General features: G+C 60.2%; 8 protein-coding genes. 3 read left to right on the forward strand and 5 right to left on the reverse strand.

Annotated elements, in window-relative coordinates:
- Positions 1-6: 6 nt before the first annotated feature.
- A complete protein-coding gene (gene uvrA / locus LT42_RS21055; RefSeq protein ID WP_037017751.1) occupies positions 7-2,841 on the reverse strand; it encodes an excinuclease ABC subunit UvrA in 2,835 nt (944 codons plus the stop codon).
- Positions 2,842-3,030: 189 nt separating this feature from the next.
- On the opposite strand from uvrA, the gene LT42_RS21060 reads away from it, so the two are divergent.
- Together LT42_RS21060 and LT42_RS21065 are read left to right on the forward strand one after the other, a co-directional pair.
- Positions 3,031-4,425, forward strand: a complete 1,395-nt coding sequence (locus LT42_RS21060) for an MFS transporter (RefSeq protein ID WP_037017754.1) — start codon at positions 3,031-3,033, stop codon at positions 4,423-4,425.
- A gap of 9 nt (positions 4,426-4,434) precedes the next feature.
- A complete protein-coding gene (locus LT42_RS21065; RefSeq protein WP_037017756.1) occupies positions 4,435-4,974 on the forward strand; it encodes a single-stranded DNA-binding protein in 540 nt (179 codons plus the stop codon).
- Between the two features lie 90 nt (positions 4,975-5,064).
- On the opposite strand, the gene LT42_RS21070 is transcribed toward LT42_RS21065, so the two are convergent.
- Genes LT42_RS21070 through LT42_RS21080 form a run of 3 tightly spaced genes read right to left on the reverse strand, consistent with a single transcriptional unit; the run spans position 5,065 to position 8,581 of the window.
- Positions 5,065-5,544, reverse strand: coding sequence for a nuclear transport factor 2 family protein (locus LT42_RS21070; protein ID WP_037017759.1), 480 nt, complete (start codon positions 5,542-5,544; stop codon positions 5,065-5,067).
- Between the two features lie 48 nt (positions 5,545-5,592).
- Positions 5,593-6,171, reverse strand: coding sequence for a TetR/AcrR family transcriptional regulator (locus LT42_RS21075; RefSeq protein WP_037017762.1), 579 nt, complete (start codon positions 6,169-6,171; stop codon positions 5,593-5,595).
- Between the two features lie 55 nt (positions 6,172-6,226).
- Positions 6,227-8,581, reverse strand: a complete 2,355-nt coding sequence (locus tag LT42_RS21080; protein ID WP_037017764.1) for an FdhF/YdeP family oxidoreductase — start codon at positions 8,579-8,581, stop codon at positions 6,227-6,229.
- 235 nt (positions 8,582-8,816) lie between these two features.
- Between LT42_RS21080 and LT42_RS21085 the strand changes: the two genes are divergently transcribed.
- Positions 8,817-10,952, forward strand: coding sequence for a mechanosensitive ion channel family protein (locus LT42_RS21085; RefSeq protein ID WP_081955435.1), 2,136 nt, complete (start codon positions 8,817-8,819; stop codon positions 10,950-10,952).
- 384 nt (positions 10,953-11,336) lie between these two features.
- On the opposite strand, the gene LT42_RS21090 is transcribed toward LT42_RS21085, so the two are convergent.
- A complete protein-coding gene (locus tag LT42_RS21090) occupies positions 11,337-15,650 on the reverse strand; it encodes a DEAD/DEAH box helicase (RefSeq protein WP_037017768.1) in 4,314 nt (1,437 codons plus the stop codon).
- Between the last annotated feature and the right edge of the window lie 154 nt (positions 15,651-15,804).

Here is a 15,804-nt window from a genome sequence, read left to right on the forward strand (position 1 = left end):
GGCTGGTTATGCGCGATCCCGCTCCAGCAGTGGCTTCAGATAGTGACCCGTGTATGACTGCTTCATCTCAGCCACTTGCTCTGGCGTACCTGTTGCGATGATCTGACCGCCCTTTGACCCTCCTTCCGGCCCCAGGTCCACCAGCCAGTCGGCCGTCTTGATCACGTCCAGGTTGTGCTCGATGACGACGACGGTATTGCCGTGGTCTCGCAACCGGTGCAAGACGTCCAGTAGCTGCTGGATATCCGCGAAGTGCAGCCCTGTCGTCGGCTCGTCCAGAATGTAGAGCGTTTTGCCCGTATCACGTTTGGAGAGCTCACGGGACAGCTTGACCCGTTGAGCCTCGCCTCCCGAAAGGGTCGTTGCAGACTGGCCCAGCTTGATATACGACAGACCCACGTCCATAAGCGTCTGCAGCTTACGGGCGAGGGCAGGCACGGCGTCAAAAAACGCCCGGGCCTCCTCAATCGTCATCTCCAGGACTTCATGGATGCTTTTGCCCTTGTATTTGACTTCAAGCGTCTCGCGGTTATATCGCTTGCTCTTGCACACGTCGCAAGGCACATAAATATCAGGCAGGAAATGCATCTCGACCTTGATCAGGCCGTCACCCTGGCATGCTTCGCAGCGTCCGCCTTTTACGTTAAAGGAGAACCGGCCAGGGCCGTACCCCCGTGACCGCGATTCAGGCACGCCGGCAAACAGCTCCCTGATCGGCGTAAAGAGGCCGGTGTAGGTGGCGGGGTTGGACCGTGGCGTACGTCCAATGGGGCTCTGGTCAATGTCCACGACTTTGTCCAGATGCTGCAGGCCGTCAATGCTGTCATGCGCCGAAGCTTCAAGGGTCGTAGCACCGTTAAGCGCCGTGGCGCTTAGAGGGAACAGCGTGTTGTTGATCAGCGTCGACTTGCCTGACCCGGAAACGCCCGTTACGCACGTCAGCAAGCCGATCGGGATCTCAAGGTCCACATTGCGCAGATTATTGCCGCGTGCGCCTTTGAGTTTGAGCGACAGTTTCTTGTTGCGCGGCGTGCGCTTGGCAGGCACCTGGATTTTCACGCGTCCGGAGAGGTATTTGCCGGTTAAAGAGTCCGGGTGATCCATCACTTCCTGCGGCGTGCCCTCTGCGACGATGTGACCGCCATGAACGCCCGCGCCCGGGCCGATGTCGACGACGTAGTCAGCCAGCCGAATCGCGTCCTCGTCGTGCTCCACCACAATGACCGTGTTGCCGATGTCCCGTAGGTGTCGCAGGGTGTCCAGCAGACGATCGTTGTCGCGCTGGTGCAGCCCGATGGAGGGCTCATCGAGGATATACATGACGCCGACAAGTCCGGCGCCGATCTGGCTGGCAAGACGAATGCGCTGTGCCTCACCGCCCGAAAGGGTGTCAGCGCTACGATCCAGTGTCAGGTAATCGAGCCCGACGTTCACGAGGAACTGCAGGCGTTCGCGGATTTCCTTGAGGATCTTGTCAGCGATTTCTCCCCGTCGGCCGGTCAGCTTCAGGTCGCCGAAGTAATGGGTCGCGTCACCAATTGGCATATTAGTCACTGCTGGAAGAGTCTTTTCCCCCACCCACACGTGACGTGCCTCACGACGCAAGCGAGTCCCTCGACACTCAGGGCAAGGCTGTGTACTGAGAAACTTTGCCAGCTCCTCGCGTACGGTGGTCGACTCGGTTTCGCGATAGCGGCGCTCAAGATTGGGAACGATGCCTTCAAACGGGTGCGCGCGCTTGACGATGTCGCCGCGGTCGTTCAGGTATCGGAAGTCAACGTTCTCCTTGCCGCTGCCACCCAGAAGCACTTTCTGCAGGTCAGTTGGTAATTCTTTGAACGGCACTTCAAGACTAAAACGGTAATGCTTGGCCAGCGAACCGAGCATCTGGAAATAATAGACGTTTCTTCTGTCCCACCCGCGTATCGCGCCTTCCGCCAAAGTCAGCTCACCGTTGACGAGTCGCTTGGTATCGAAAAATTGCTTAACGCCCAAACCGTCGCACGTCGGGCACGCGCCAGCAGGGTTGTTGAATGAGAAAAGCTTTGGCTCCAGCTCGCTGATGGCGTGGCCACAGATTGGGCAGGCGAAGCGGGCCGAGAAGATCATCTCCTCGCCGGGCTCGTCATCCATTGGAGCGACCAGCGCAATGCCATCGGCAAGCTTGAGCGCGGTTTCGAAAGACTCGGCCAGACGTTGTTGCAGGTCAGAGCGGACCTTGAAGCGGTCAACGACGACATCGATCGAGTGCTTCTTCTGCTTGTCGAGCTTGGGCAATTCGTCAAGCTCACACAGCCGGCCGTTAACCCGCGCACGCACGAAACCCTGCGCACGCAACTCTTCGAATACCGCCAGATGTTCGCCTTTGCGCTCGCGTACCACGGGAGCAAGCAGCATCAGCTTGGCGCCTTCCGGCTCGGCGAGAACCAGGTCTACCATCTGGCTGACTGTCTGCGCTTCCAGCGGGATATCGTGATCAGGGCAGCGCGGTTGACCGACGCGCGCATACAGCAGGCGCAGGTAGTCGTAGATCTCAGTGATGGTGCCGACGGTCGATCGCGGGTTATGCGATGTGGACTTCTGTTCGATCGAAATCGCAGGCGACAGGCCTTCGATAGTGTCGACGTCCGGCTTTTCCATCATGGAGAGGAACTGACGCGCATAGGCGGACAGCGATTCGACATAACGCCGCTGGCCCTCGGCATAAAGCGTATCGAACGCCAGGGACGACTTTCCTGAGCCGGACAACCCGGTGATGACGATCAGCTTGTCGCGTGGAAGGGTCAGGTCGATGTTTTTCAGGTTGTGGGTTCGAGCCCCACGAATCAAGATCTTGTCCAAAGCTGGCCTCGCACGGCGGGCGTGTAAAACGTGGAAGTATACGGGGAAATACTGGATGGATACACACTATCGAGATTAGCGCCGCCTCACTCGGAAATCAGAAAATTCCTGCGATGCGCGGCAAACCGTCGTATGTGCTCTACACGATGGGACTGGTAGAATCGCCGCCGGTTCATACGAGGTTCCTTCATGCACGATTCTCACAGCGAGCGCATGAGCGGCAGCGAAACCCGCGCGGCGGGCGGTCTGGCGCTGGTGTTTGCCTTCCGTATGCTAGGCATGTTCATGGTGCTGCCCGTCCTTGCAACTTACGGGATGGACCTTGCCGGCGCGAGTCCCGCGCTGATCGGGCTGGCCATTGGCGCCTATGGTCTGACCCAGGCTGTGCTCCAGATTCCATTCGGCATCATCTCTGATCGCATTGGCCGTCGCCCCGTCATCTACCTGGGGTTAATCGTCTTCGCGCTCGGCAGTGTGCTGGCCGCTCAGTCCACATCGATCTGGGGCGTGATCGCCGGGCGGATCCTGCAGGGTGCCGGCGCTATTTCTGCAGCGGTAATGGCGTTGCTTTCTGATTTGACTCGCGAGCAGCACCGTACCAAAGCGATGGCGATGATTGGCATGACCATCGGGGTGTCGTTTGCCGTAGCCATGGTCGTAGGGCCGATTCTGACCGGTGCGTTCGGGTTGTCGGGGCTGTTTCTGGCCACGGGTGCGATGGCGCTGGTCGGCATTGCCATAGTCGCCTTCATTGTCCCCAAATCAACCGTGACGCTGCAGCATCGTGAGTCAGGGCTGGCACGACAGGCATTGGGCGCTACGCTCCGTCATCCCGATCTGCTGCGTCTGGACCTCGGTATCTTTGCGTTGCACGCCATGTTGATGTCCAGTTTCGTGGCGTTGCCGCTGGCGTTGGTCGAGAAAGCGGGCCTGCCCAAAGAGGAGCACTGGTGGGTCTACCTGACTGCTCTGTTGATTTCGTTCTTCGCCATGATCCCGTTCATCATCTATGGCGAAAAAAAGCGGCAGATGAAGCGCGTCTTGCTAGGCGCGGTGCTGGTGCTGCTGCTGACCGAGCTCTTCTTCTGGGAGTTCGGGGACACGCTGCGAGCGCTGGTCATCGGCACCGTGGTGTTCTTCACCGCGTTCAATTTGCTTGAAGCGTCACTGCCTTCGCTGATCAGCAAGGTGTCGCCGGCGGGGGGAAAGGGGACTGCGATGGGGATCTACTCCACCAGCCAATTCCTCGGCTCCGCAGCTGGGGGCATCCTGGGTGGGTGGCTTTTTCAGCACGGTGGACTGGATGTGGTGTTCCTCGGCGGCGCCGGTCTTGCCGCCATCTGGCTGGCGTTTGCTGTTACCATGCGCGAACCTCCCTACGTAACCAGCCTTCGCTTGCCGTTGTCGCCCGAGGCTCAACGCGACACAGGCCTTGCCGACCGCGTGATGGCCGTACGGGGAGTAACAGATGCCGTAGTGGTTGCCAATGAGGCAGCTATTTACATCAAATTTGACAAAGAACTGTTGGATCGGGCGTCTTTCGACGAAGTGGTCAATCCAGCGTCGGAAACGTGTAAAGCCTAGGAGAACGTTATGGCCCGTGGGGTTAACAAAGTCATATTGGTCGGCACATGCGGCCAGGATCCCGAAGTCCGCTACATGCCTAACGGTAATGCCGTGACTAACCTGAGTCTGGCAACAAGCGAACAGTGGACCGACAAGCAAACCGGTCAGAAGGTCGAAAAGACCGAATGGCACCGTGTCTCGATGTTCGGCAAGGTCGCCGAAATCGCTGGCGAGTACCTGCGCAAAGGTTCGCAGGTCTATATTGAAGGCAAGCTGCAGACCCGCGAGTGGGAAAAAGACGGCATCAAGCGTTACACGACTGAAATCGTTGTCGACATGCAAGGCACCATGCAATTGCTGGGCGGCCGTCCTCAAGGCGATGGCGCTCCTCAGGGCCAGGGTGGTGGCGGTTATCAGAACTCCCAGAACTCCGCGCCGCGTCCACAGCAACAGGCGCGCCCGCAGCAGTCCGCCCCTCAGCCACAGCGTGAGTCGCGCCCCGCGCCACAACAAGCGCCGCAGCCGGCTCCTGATTTCGACAGCTTTGACGACGACATTCCCTTCTAAGAAGCGCGTCATCCAGGCACGTGAATAACGTAAACAAAAGCCCCCGCACAGTTTCGCTGTCGGGGGCTTTGTTTTGGGGCTGCGGGTTGGCTACAAGCCCAACTCTGACAAGCCTGGATGGTCATCGGGGCGGCGCCCGAGGGGCCAGCGAAAGTTGCGCTCCGCTTCCTTGATGGGCATGTCGTTGATGCAAGCGAAGCGACGTGCCATCAGGCCGTCTTCGTTGAATTCCCAATTTTCATTGCCGTACGAGCGAAACCAGTTCCCGGAGTCGTCGTGCCATTCGTAGGCGTAACGCACGGCGATCCGGTTGTCGGTAAATGCCCAGAGCTCTTTGATCAGGCGGTAATCGAGTTCCTTCTTCCACTTGCGGGTAAGAAAGTCCTTCGCCTCGTCACGGTTCTCGACGAATTCCGCACGGTTGCGCCAGCGCGTGTCGAGCGTGTACGCAAGAGAGACCTTCTGCGCATCGCGGCTGTTCCAGCCGTCCTCAGCCAATCTAACCTTCTCGATGGCGGATTCGTGGGTGAAAGGGGGAAGTGGCGGGCGAGTCTGAGCATTGGACGACATGGTGGACCTCCAGGCAGGGTTGTATCGGCGTTGGTGAGATGTCTTGGACTAGGCCTCAGCGGCCAAGTGTTTTTCGAGAATCAGTCGCGCGACGGCTTGGGCGTTGTCAGCACTGCTGTAGTCGCCCATTACGCGAGCAACCGTAATCGCGCCCTCCATGAGGATCAGTAGCTGATTGGCTAAGGGATCGGGGTCGGCAATGTCCAGCTGTTCACATAGTTCGAGCGTGTAGGCGAGCAGCTTCTGCTTGTGCAATTTGGCGATCAGGCGGATCGGGTCTTGAGGATCGCCCACTTCGCCTGCGGTGTTGATGAACGCACAACCGCGAAAGCCTTCGGATTCGAACCAGCGCTTGAGGACCGTGAACATATTCAGGATGCGCGCCCGGGCGTCGGGCGCCTGATCGGACTCGGCGCGAAACCAGTTCATCCAGCGCACGTCACGCGCGTTTAGCGCAGCAGCGGCTACTTCGTCTTTGGTGGCGAAATACCGATAAATGCTCTTCCGCGCGACGCCCGACGTCTTCACCAGGAGATCCATGCCCGTGGCCTGGATCCCGTTTTGGTAAATGAGCTGTTCGGCGGTCGCGAGTATTTTCTCGCGGGTGATGCTCGTTGATGTATTCATGCCTCGAAAGGTAGAACGTCCGTTCTCCCTCGTCAAGGCATTGGCCGGAAATACCTCAATGCACCTGATCAGCTTCTGGCAGGGCGCGCTTCAATACGGCCGCGTCGGGGGTGGCTTTAACAAGCGTTACCGGGATGGATTTTGCTGCGGGCACTTTGCTGCGGTCGGCGTGGTGCCAGAGCGGCACGAGTGCGTTGCATTCCGGGTAATACGCCGCGCAGCAGGCTTCGGGGATGTCGTACGCGATGATCTGCAATGGTCCTACCGAGCGGTGAACCTGCGGCTCGATCGCTGTAGTGACGGTGACCCAGCCGCCCGGTTCGAAGCCCATCCGGACCACGTCATTGCGATTCATGAAGATAACCGCCCGCGTCCCACTGACGCCGCGGAAGCGATCTTCGTATCCGTAGATGGTGGTATTGAACTGGTCATTGCTGCGTAACGTCATCAGCTGCAAGACATCGCGCCGATCATGGTTGGGGTAGACATCGTCGTTTTCCTCAAGCCGTTCAGGCGTAACAAACATCGCACGCCCGCTCTCCGTCTTCCATTCACGCTTCGCTGCGGGAATAGGCCGGTGGAAGCCGCCTGGCTCCCACATGCGGGTCTCCATGTCATGGAATATTTCCGGGAAAACCTGCGCAATGCCCTGACGGATGAGGGCGTAGTTGCTGCGCCAGGCGTCCCAATCAATGCGCGAAGTACCGGGTAACGTCGCTTCCGCGATGCCTGCAAGGATCGTGATTTCGGCGCGCGCATGTTCGCTGGCAGGTTCGCTCTGTCCCCGCCAGGCCCGGACGCAGCCGGTGCTGTCTTCGGTGGTGTTAACCTGCTCCACGCCATTTTGCCGATCCAGCTCGATGCGTCCCAGACATGGCAATATCCAGGCGTTTTTACCTGGCACCAGGTGAGTGCGGTTCAGTTTCGTGGCGATTTGCACGTTCAGGTCAAGCGTGTTCCAGGCGGGTTCCATCCGGGAGGTATCAGGAACGGCACGCAAGAAATTCCCGCCGAGCCCGATAAAGCCGCGCACGCTGCCGTCCAGAATGCCCTCGCACGCTTCAACGGTATTCACGCCTTTGTTCTCAGGAACTGCAAAGCCATACAACTCCTGAATCTTGTCCGCTGGCACCTTTTTCGGGTCTTCGGTGATGCCAACGGTGCGCTGCCCTTGCACATTCGAATGGCCGCGCACAGGACAAATACCAGCGCCGCGCTTACCGATGTTGCCGCGCAGCAGGAGCAGATTGACCAGCATTTGAACATTGATGACGCCGCGACGGTGCTGGGTGATGCCCATGCCGTAGATGATCATGACGCGCTCGTGTCTTGCGTAAACGGTAGCCACCGCCTCCAGCGCACTGCGGCTCAATCCCGCCTGACGTTCAATCGCCTCCCAGGGCGTTTCAATCGCGCGGTTGCAGAACTCACCAAAACCTTCGGTGTGCTGGGCAATGAAGGCCTGATCGATGATTCCAGGTCGCCCATTCGCAAGAGCTATTTCGTCCATTTCAAACAACGCCTTGGCGATGCCAAGAACAGCTGCGGTGTCGCCGCCGATCGCCAACTGATGGTACTGCGTACTGATAATCGTCGACTTCGGCCCGAGCATTTCCACCGGGGACTGTGGATTAACGAAGCGCTCCAGACCCCGCTCGCGTATGGGGTTGAACGTGATAATGGGCACATCGCGCTGCCGGGCTTCTTGCAGTTGGTGCAGCATTCGGGGGCTGTTGCTGCCCACGTTCTGCCCGAAAAACAGGATGCAGTCAGTGTGTTCGAAGTCGTCCAGCGTGACGGTGCCTACCGGCACGCCAATGCTCTCCTGCAAACCCACCGACGTGCTTTCGTGGCACATGTTCGAGCTGTCGGGCAGGTTGTTGGTGCCGTATGCGCGTGCGAAGAGCTGATACATGAACGACGTCTCCAGCGACGCCCGGCCGGAGGCATAGAACACAACGCTGTCCGGCGTCATGCCTTTCAACTGCGCACCGATATCCCGATAGGCCTCGGCCCAGGATGTTTCCTGATACCGGTCAGTCGCGGCGTCGTAGCGCATCGGATGCGTGAGGCGACCTTGTTGTTCAAGGTCGTAATCAGGCCACTGGCGCAATTCGGTCACGGTATGACGAGCAAAAAACGCGGGATCGGTTTTCAGCGACGTCAGCTCCCAGGCAGTGGCTTTTGCCCCGTTTTCGCAAAATTCGAGGCTGTGCGGCTTGCCGGGCTTGGCCCATGCACAACTGACGCAGGCAAAGCCGTCAGGTTTGTTCTGCTTGATCAACGCCACGCCTGCACGAACCATTGCCTGCTCGCGCCTGAGGATCTCCGTCACTGACTTCGCCGAACCCCAGCCGCCAGCTGCGGAGGTATAGGGGCGATAACGTGCTTTGGGATGGATGAGCGTCATGGAGAGGTCCTCGGCATAGCGGGCGCACTGGAGACAGTCGCCTTCGTAGAATCTACGACGAAGCGCTTTGGTAAAGGTTCGTTACATTTCGCCGTCAGCAGACCGCCAACGATGAACATGACGATCGGGTGATCGGAGCGAACTTGCCCCGGCGAATCCGATCAGTTCCATTAAGCCGTTTTTTCTGCGGTTAGCTGACCGAGGAGTGACTTGAGTTTTGCCGAACTTCAAATCCATGCTGTTTATTGTCCTGCTGCTGACCGTTGGCAGCGTTCCTGTGTTTGCTGCTGATGCCCCGGCCGCAGCGTCTGCTCCGGCTGCCGCCCCCGCCGACGCTGCCCCGGAGGACCCCGCCAAAGCGGAGATTCTGGTCAAAGGCGGTCTGCTGGGCGCCATTAGTACCAGCATCGACAGCGTGCAAGACAAACTGGACGTTGATGGTCACTTGCTGGACTCGTGGCGCCTGCGCGCAGACCGGGCGGCCGACGAGATCGACGCACTGGTCAGCAAACCCCAATCGCGGCCCACGTGGCAGATCGCCGGCGACTTCGCGATGCTTTCTCTGGTGTGGGCGGGGGCCTTCATTGTGCTCAACCGCATCGGCGCATTCATCGCGGCGCGGCTGGCACGTCATCGGTTTCTGGCCAGGCGCACCCGGGTACTTGGGGTTTTTGGCTATGTATTACCGTACACAGTGCCTGCACTTATTTGCCTGCCGCTGACACTGTACGTGAGCCACTTCATGCCAACATCGGTCGGGCGCGCGCTGGCGCTGTGTCTGGCCTATTCGACGAGCAGCGGTATCTTCTCCACCTCGGTGCTGCTGTCGCTGATCATGCTGTTCAACTGGGACCACAAGCGCCGGGCCGTGGCGATCATCCGTCATTACGCACCGCACCCGCTGTTCGTCATTGGATTTCTCGCTGCGCTGAGCGACGCGCTGACCAGCCCGCAGATCGCCAGGCTTTTTGGTGGCAACGTGACCACCAGCATTGCAGCCGTCACTGGGCTAATGGCCTCGGTGATATTTGGCATCGTCGTCGTCCGCATGCGCCGCCCCGTCGCGCATCTGATTCGCAACCGCTCATTGAGCGCACGTCTGGCCCGGCCAGCGGTGCAGCAAACGCTGAAAATCTTCTCTAACCTGTGGCACTTGCCGATTCTGTTGATGGTGCTGGTCTCGGCAGTGAGCCTGATCGGCGCTGGCGAAGGCAGTCAGGAGGCCCTGCGTTGCGCATTGCTGACTACCGTGTTGCTGATCGGCGCGGTGTTTCTCAGCACGTTGTTTCAGCACATGTTCAAGCCTACCCAGCAGCATACCGGGCGCGTGTACAAGGAGCGCCTGTTAAGTTTGTTGCATGCGGTCCTGCGCATCGCACTGGCTATCGGCTTCATCGAGCTGCTGGGGCGAATTTGGGGGATTTCTCTGTTCGAATTTGCTCAGCGCAATGCCTTGGGGAAAGTCATCAGCGACTCGTTGAGCAGCATCGGCCTGATCCTGTTAGTGACCTGGCTGCTTTGGGTGGTCATGGACACAGCGATTCAGGAAGCGCTGAAGCCACCGACAAACGGACGTTCGGGGCATCAGCCGAGCACTCGGGTCAAGACCATCCTGCCACTGCTGCGTAACGCCATGAAGATCATTCTGGTGGTGATCTGCACCATCACGACCATGGCCAATCTGGGCATCAATGTTGCGCCGTTGCTCGCAGGCGCCGGCGTCGTCGGTCTGGCGATTGGTTTCGGATCACAACAGTTGGTACAGGACGTCATCACCGGGCTGTTCATTATCATTGAAGACACCATCTCGATCGGCGACTGGGTGGTGCTGGATTCAGGCCATGCCGGCACGGTGGAGAGCCTGACGATCCGCACTCTACGCCTGCGTGACGGCAAGGGCTTCGTGCACTCGGTGCCATTCGGGCAGATCAAGGCCGTGACGAACCAGTCCAGACAGTTCGCGTACGCTTTCTTCTCGTTCCAGTTCACCTACGACACAGACGTCGACTCGGCGACTTCACTGATTCGCGAAGCGGGCCAGGCAATCAGCGATGATTTGCTGCTGTCGAGCAAGCTGCAAGGCCCGCTGGAAATTTTCGGGCTGGACCGCATGGACATGAACGGTATCGTGATCACCGCGCAGTTCAGAACTTCCTCGGGTGGGCAGTACGCGGTGAGTCGCGCGTTCAATGACCGACTCAAGCGGCTTGTGGATAAATCAGAAAGTGTCCGGTTCGCCCAAACTTATCCACAGCTAGTGATGAGTCCATACAATCGTCAGGCGCCTGGAGACGATAATGTTCCTGAGCAACCGGCGCTGCCGGGCAGGGCATCAGTGGTGAACAAGGACGGCTCAGAAAGTCCAGCTTGAGTTAAGCAGTGGCGGGCGCCGTTTCAGGCGATCGAAGGCACCATGGCTGGCGCTGATAGGCTGCAAGGGCGCCCTTGCCCGCTAAGGCGTCAGCACATCCGACCTCGTACGTGCCTGGCGCACCGGGTTCGCCAGCAAGCCGGCTCCTACAGATTTGTGTACGCCGCACATTTCAAAGGTTGCCTGGATCGACTGTAGGAGCGCGCTTGCCCGCGAAGGCGTCAGCACATCCGACCTCGTACGTGCCTGACACACTGGGTTCGCCAGCAAGCCGGCTCCTACGCATTGGGGGGGCAATCTCACATCATGGGCGATGTTCAGGATGGATGCGCCCAACCGACCCACAACCTACCTGAACTACCTGAACTACCCGAACTACCTGAACTACCTGAACAACCGATCCCGCACCTGCAGCATCAGCGCCTCATCCACCTCGCCCCAATAGTGCGGCTTGCCAGCGATGATCGCGGCGATAGGGATGCCATCGCGATACACCAGTTTGTTACCCACCACCGCCGGGACTTTCGCACCGGGAAGCAAGGTGCCGGCGAGGTTGAGCGGGTCGACTCCACTGACAGCGACAAGGCTGCCATCCGGCGGACGTTTGCGGACTTCCCGCAGCAGAGGAATAGCCTCGGGCAGGGCAAATTGTTCACCCGCCAGCCCTGCCACAAAGCGACCACCGCGAATCTCGCCCCGCGCTTCGAGACGATGGAACGTGCGCAGCAGTTCGCGCCACGTCGGCAGCCATTCGGCCTCTCGTTCCAGCAGCCGCCAGAACACCACGCCGTATCGGCGCAGCAAAGTCAGGGCGATGTGCTCCAGGGTGTCGCTGTCGATCCGCTGCGAAGCGCCTTCCGCCTTCGCCGGGGCGCGGCGCAACAACGCCCAACGCCCAGCGTCGTCCATGCCGCCGATGAAAGCGCCGCGGTTGCGGCGACTGGTGTGACTGGTGCGCTTGCTTGCCGGCGTAATCAGCGCCCGTAGTCCGGCGAAACTGTCAGCGTTGACCAACCCTGCACCGACCAGCTCCTGCAGTGCGGTTTCCAGCTCGGCGCGCAACAAGCGAGCTTCGCTGGTGAGCTCATCAAAAAACATCGCGCCTTGACTCGACAGCACTTCATGAACCCGTTGAGCCCGCAGTGACAACTCGGTCGGCGCCGGCTGCTCTGTCAATTCGGTCCACAAACGAACCTGCGAGCGCGGCAGAAGCACAATCGGCGTACTGCGCAGCGCGGCACTCCCCACCTTGCTTCGGCTGGTCAGACGCATCCATACCATCTTGCCGGACCGACACAGGTCGTCCAGCCAGATCGATGAATAGTCCTTCAAGCGTGCGGGAAGCAGCTCACTGTCCCACGCGCCGGCCGCAGATGAAAAACCCTCAAGCTGGGCAACGACCTCCGGGAGCGCCGCTTTGCCCTGGCTCTGGGTAGAGGCCGAAAGGTGCTGCCAGTCAAACAGAAACCGGGTGAAATCCTGCAGCGACACCGGTTCGATTTCCCGGCGCAGACGCTTGACCGTGTAACGGTGGATACGCGAAAGCAGATGCCGCTCACACCATTCTTCCGCGCGGGCGTCAGGGTTGAACTGGCCGCGCAGCACGTACCCCTCGTTCTCCAGCCGCGCCAGTGCCTGTTCCACCTCGCTGGAAGTCAGCGCCAGCGGCTCGGCAATCGCCTTAACGGTGAGTGGGCCGAATCCGCCGAGCCGCGCGCGTACCAATTCCAAGCGCGCTTCCTCCTCATTCCAGGCTTCATCGAACCCGGGCAACACCGCCAGCGGCGGGTGCATTTCGGCGGCAGGATAGACCGCTTGCAGACAGCTCAGGCGCTCGAGCGGGATCCACAGGGCCTGATCGGGCGTGATCTGCAAGCGCGTGGCGCGTCCTGAGCGGGCAAGGCTTTCCAGCCATTTCATCCAGTTGACTTGCTCGCGTGCTTCAACGCCCGTAATGCACCCCAGCGTCATCAGCGCCTCGTGCATCTCGTCGACGTTTTGCGGCCGCGGCCAGGCTTCTTCCGCTACCGCTTTGATAGCATCGGCATCCAGCGCACCGAGGTCGTCGGAAGATTCCGGGTCGGTCCAGCGGCGATTGAGCACCGCCTGGGTGCGACGCTCTTCCAATGGTGCGTTGTCCAAAAACGCGTATGGCTTGGCGTTGAGTATTTCGGCAGCCAGTGGGGAGGGTGCCGGCAGGTCACGGCTGACCAGACGCACCTCGCCGTTTTCCATGCGCCGCAGCAGGGTCAGCCAGCCCTCGGCATCCATGGCTTCGTGCAGGCAATCGTCTAGCGTCTGCTCGACTAACGGATGCTCCGGCACCTCGCGCTCGCCTACCAGATTCTCCAGGCAGGCGATCTGATCCGGAAACAGCGTAGCGATCAGGTCGTCGCTTTTGATTCGCTGCAACTGAGGCGCCACTTTTCGCCCGCCGGCGTAACGCGGCAGCGCCAATGCCACTCCCGCGTTCCAGCGCCAGCGCACACCAAAAAGCGGCGCATCCAGTACGGCTTGAATCAGCAAGTGCTCAGCGGTGCTGGAAGTGAGATAACGCCAAACCTCATCAAGCGTGAAGCTGTGGACCGTGGACAACGACAGCACGATGGCGTCTTCGCTGGCGGCGGCCTGTAGCTCGAAGTTGAAGGTGCGGCAGAAGCGCTTGCGCAACGCCAGCCCCCACGCCCGATTGACCCGGCTGCCAAACGGCGAATGAATCACCAATTGGGTGCCGCCGGACTGATCAAAAAAACGCTCCATGACCAGCGTGTCCTGAGACGGCAACGCTCCCAGAGCCGAATGCGCGCGGGCCAGGTATTCGACGATCTGCTCAGCGCTGGGGAGGTCCAGGCCCAGCGAGTTCATCAGCCAGTCGGTGCAGGGGTGCAGGTCACCGGGGTGGGCGCTGAGCTGTTGATCGATATCGGCCTGCAACCGTGCAACGGCGAAAGACAATTCATCGCTGCGCCCTGGCGCCTCGCCCATCCAGAACGGAATGTTTGGCGGCATACCATGGGCGTCCTCGACGCGGACGCGGCCGGACTCGACCCGCAGGATCCGGTACGACGTATTGCCCAACTGGAAGATGTCGCCCGCTGCGCTTTCCACGGCAAAGTCTTCGTTGACCGTGCCGATGTTCAGCGCCTGGGGTTCGAGGACCACGCTGTAATCGGCGTTGTCCGGGATCGTGCCGCCACTGGTGACGGCTGTGAGTTTGCTGCCGCGTCGGCCGCGCAAAGTGCGTGTCACCGCGTCACGATGCAGGTAAGCCGCGCGTACGCCCTGGCGACCGGTAAAGCCCTCGGCGAGCATGCTCAACAGCGCCTGGTAATGGTCCTCGTCGACATCGGCGTAGGGAGAAGCCTTGCGGAACAGGCTTAGCAACTCATCTTCCTGCCACTCCTGACAGCTGACCTCGGCGATGATTTGCTGCGCCAGCACGTCCAGCGGCGCCTTGGGGATGACCAACGTGTCGAGCTCGCCACGACGCACACAATCCAGAAGCGCTGCACATTCAATCAGATCGTCGCGTGAAACAGCGAACAGGCGACCTTTGGGTGTCCCGCCAACGTGGTGGCCGGAGCGACCGACACGCTGCAAAAAAGCCGCGATGGAGCGGGGCGAGCTGATCTGGCACACCAGATCGACGTCGCCGATATCAATGCCCAATTCCAGCGACGCTGTAGCGATCAGCACCTGGAGGTCGCCGCGTTTGAGTCGCTGCTCGGCATCCAGCCGTTGCTCCTTGGCCATGCTGCCGTGGTGCGCGGCGACCGCATCCTTGCCCAGGCGCTCGCTCAGATGCCGAGCCATGCGTTCGGCCAGGCGCCGTGTGTTTACAAACACAAGCGTGGTGCGGTGTTCTCGCGCGAGTGTCGCCAGCCGGTCGTAAACCAGCTGCCAGACGTCGCTGGACATGACCGCGCTCAAGGCAACCGGCGGCACTTCGATAGCCAGGTCCCGTGGCCGCGCATGGCCAATGTCGACGATGGCGCACGGGCGGGTGACCGGGTCGCTGCCCACCAGAAAACGCGACACCCGCTCGATGGGTTTTTGCGTCGCAGACAGCCCGATGCGCAGCAGCGGCTTTTTGCACAGCGCCTGCAGTCGCTCCAGCGTCAGCGCAAGATGACTGCCGCGCTTGCCGGCCGCGATGGCGTGAATCTCATCGACGATGACGGTCTGTGTGCTCGCCAACATACGCCGGCCGGAGTCGGAGCCCAGCAGCACATAAAGCGATTCCGGCGTCGTGACCAAAATGTTCGGCGCGGTCTTACGCATGGCCGTGCGTTCTTTCTGCGGCGTGTCCCCGGTGCGCACGGCGGTGCTGATGCGCAGCCCGGGCAGGCCTTGTTGCTCCAACTGATCAGTGATGCCGGCCAACGGATTTTGCAGATTGATCTGAATGTCGTTGGACAACGCCTTAAGGGGCGAGACATACACCACGAACGTCTCGTCCGGCAGCTCGCCGCCATTTTCCAGGCCTTGATGCACCAGATCATCGATAACCGCGAGAAACGCCGTGAGGGTTTTGCCGGAACCGGTGGGGGCGGCGATCAACGTCGATTGGCGCCGTTTGATCAACGGCCACGCCTGGGCCTGTGCAGCCGTGATGGCCGGAAATGTAGAGCGAAACCACGCGCTGACCGCCGGATGGAAGGCGTCGAGCACGGGGTCGGGCGTTTGCGGAAGGTTCATGCCCAATTAATGCGGGCGCATGCGCACAGATGCAAGGGCCAGTGATCGGGCACGTCATCAGAGCCCAAGTGCAGGCGCGCTGGCCCGGGGCAGTTGGGACTTGCCCGTTGACGTGTTATGTTTGCGGACGTTTTTCACCTATTTTTAATCGATC

The organism is Pseudomonas lutea (assembly GCF_000759445.1).
Taxonomy (GTDB): domain Bacteria; phylum Pseudomonadota; class Gammaproteobacteria; order Pseudomonadales; family Pseudomonadaceae; genus Aquipseudomonas; species Aquipseudomonas lutea.

What these genes read in the sequence shown, in the direction of transcription:
- LT42_RS21060 (WP_037017754.1), top strand. Translation starts at nt 3,031, where the DNA reads ATGCACGATTCTCACAGCGAGCGCATGAGCGGCAGCGAAACCCGCGCG.
- LT42_RS21065 (WP_037017756.1), top strand. Translation starts at nt 4,435, where the DNA reads ATGGCCCGTGGGGTTAACAAAGTCATATTGGTCGGCACATGCGGCCAG.
- LT42_RS21070 (WP_037017759.1), bottom strand. Translation starts at nt 5,544, where the DNA reads ATGTCGTCCAATGCTCAGACTCGCCCGCCACTTCCCCCTTTCACCCAC.
- LT42_RS21075 (WP_037017762.1), bottom strand. Translation starts at nt 6,171, where the DNA reads ATGAATACATCAACGAGCATCACCCGCGAGAAAATACTCGCGACCGCC.
- LT42_RS21080 (WP_037017764.1), bottom strand. Translation starts at nt 8,581, where the DNA reads ATGACGCTCATCCATCCCAAAGCACGTTATCGCCCCTATACCTCCGCA.
- LT42_RS21085 (WP_081955435.1), top strand. Translation starts at nt 8,817, where the DNA reads ATGCTGTTTATTGTCCTGCTGCTGACCGTTGGCAGCGTTCCTGTGTTT.
- LT42_RS21090 (WP_037017768.1), bottom strand. Translation starts at nt 15,650, where the DNA reads ATGAACCTTCCGCAAACGCCCGACCCCGTGCTCGACGCCTTCCATCCG.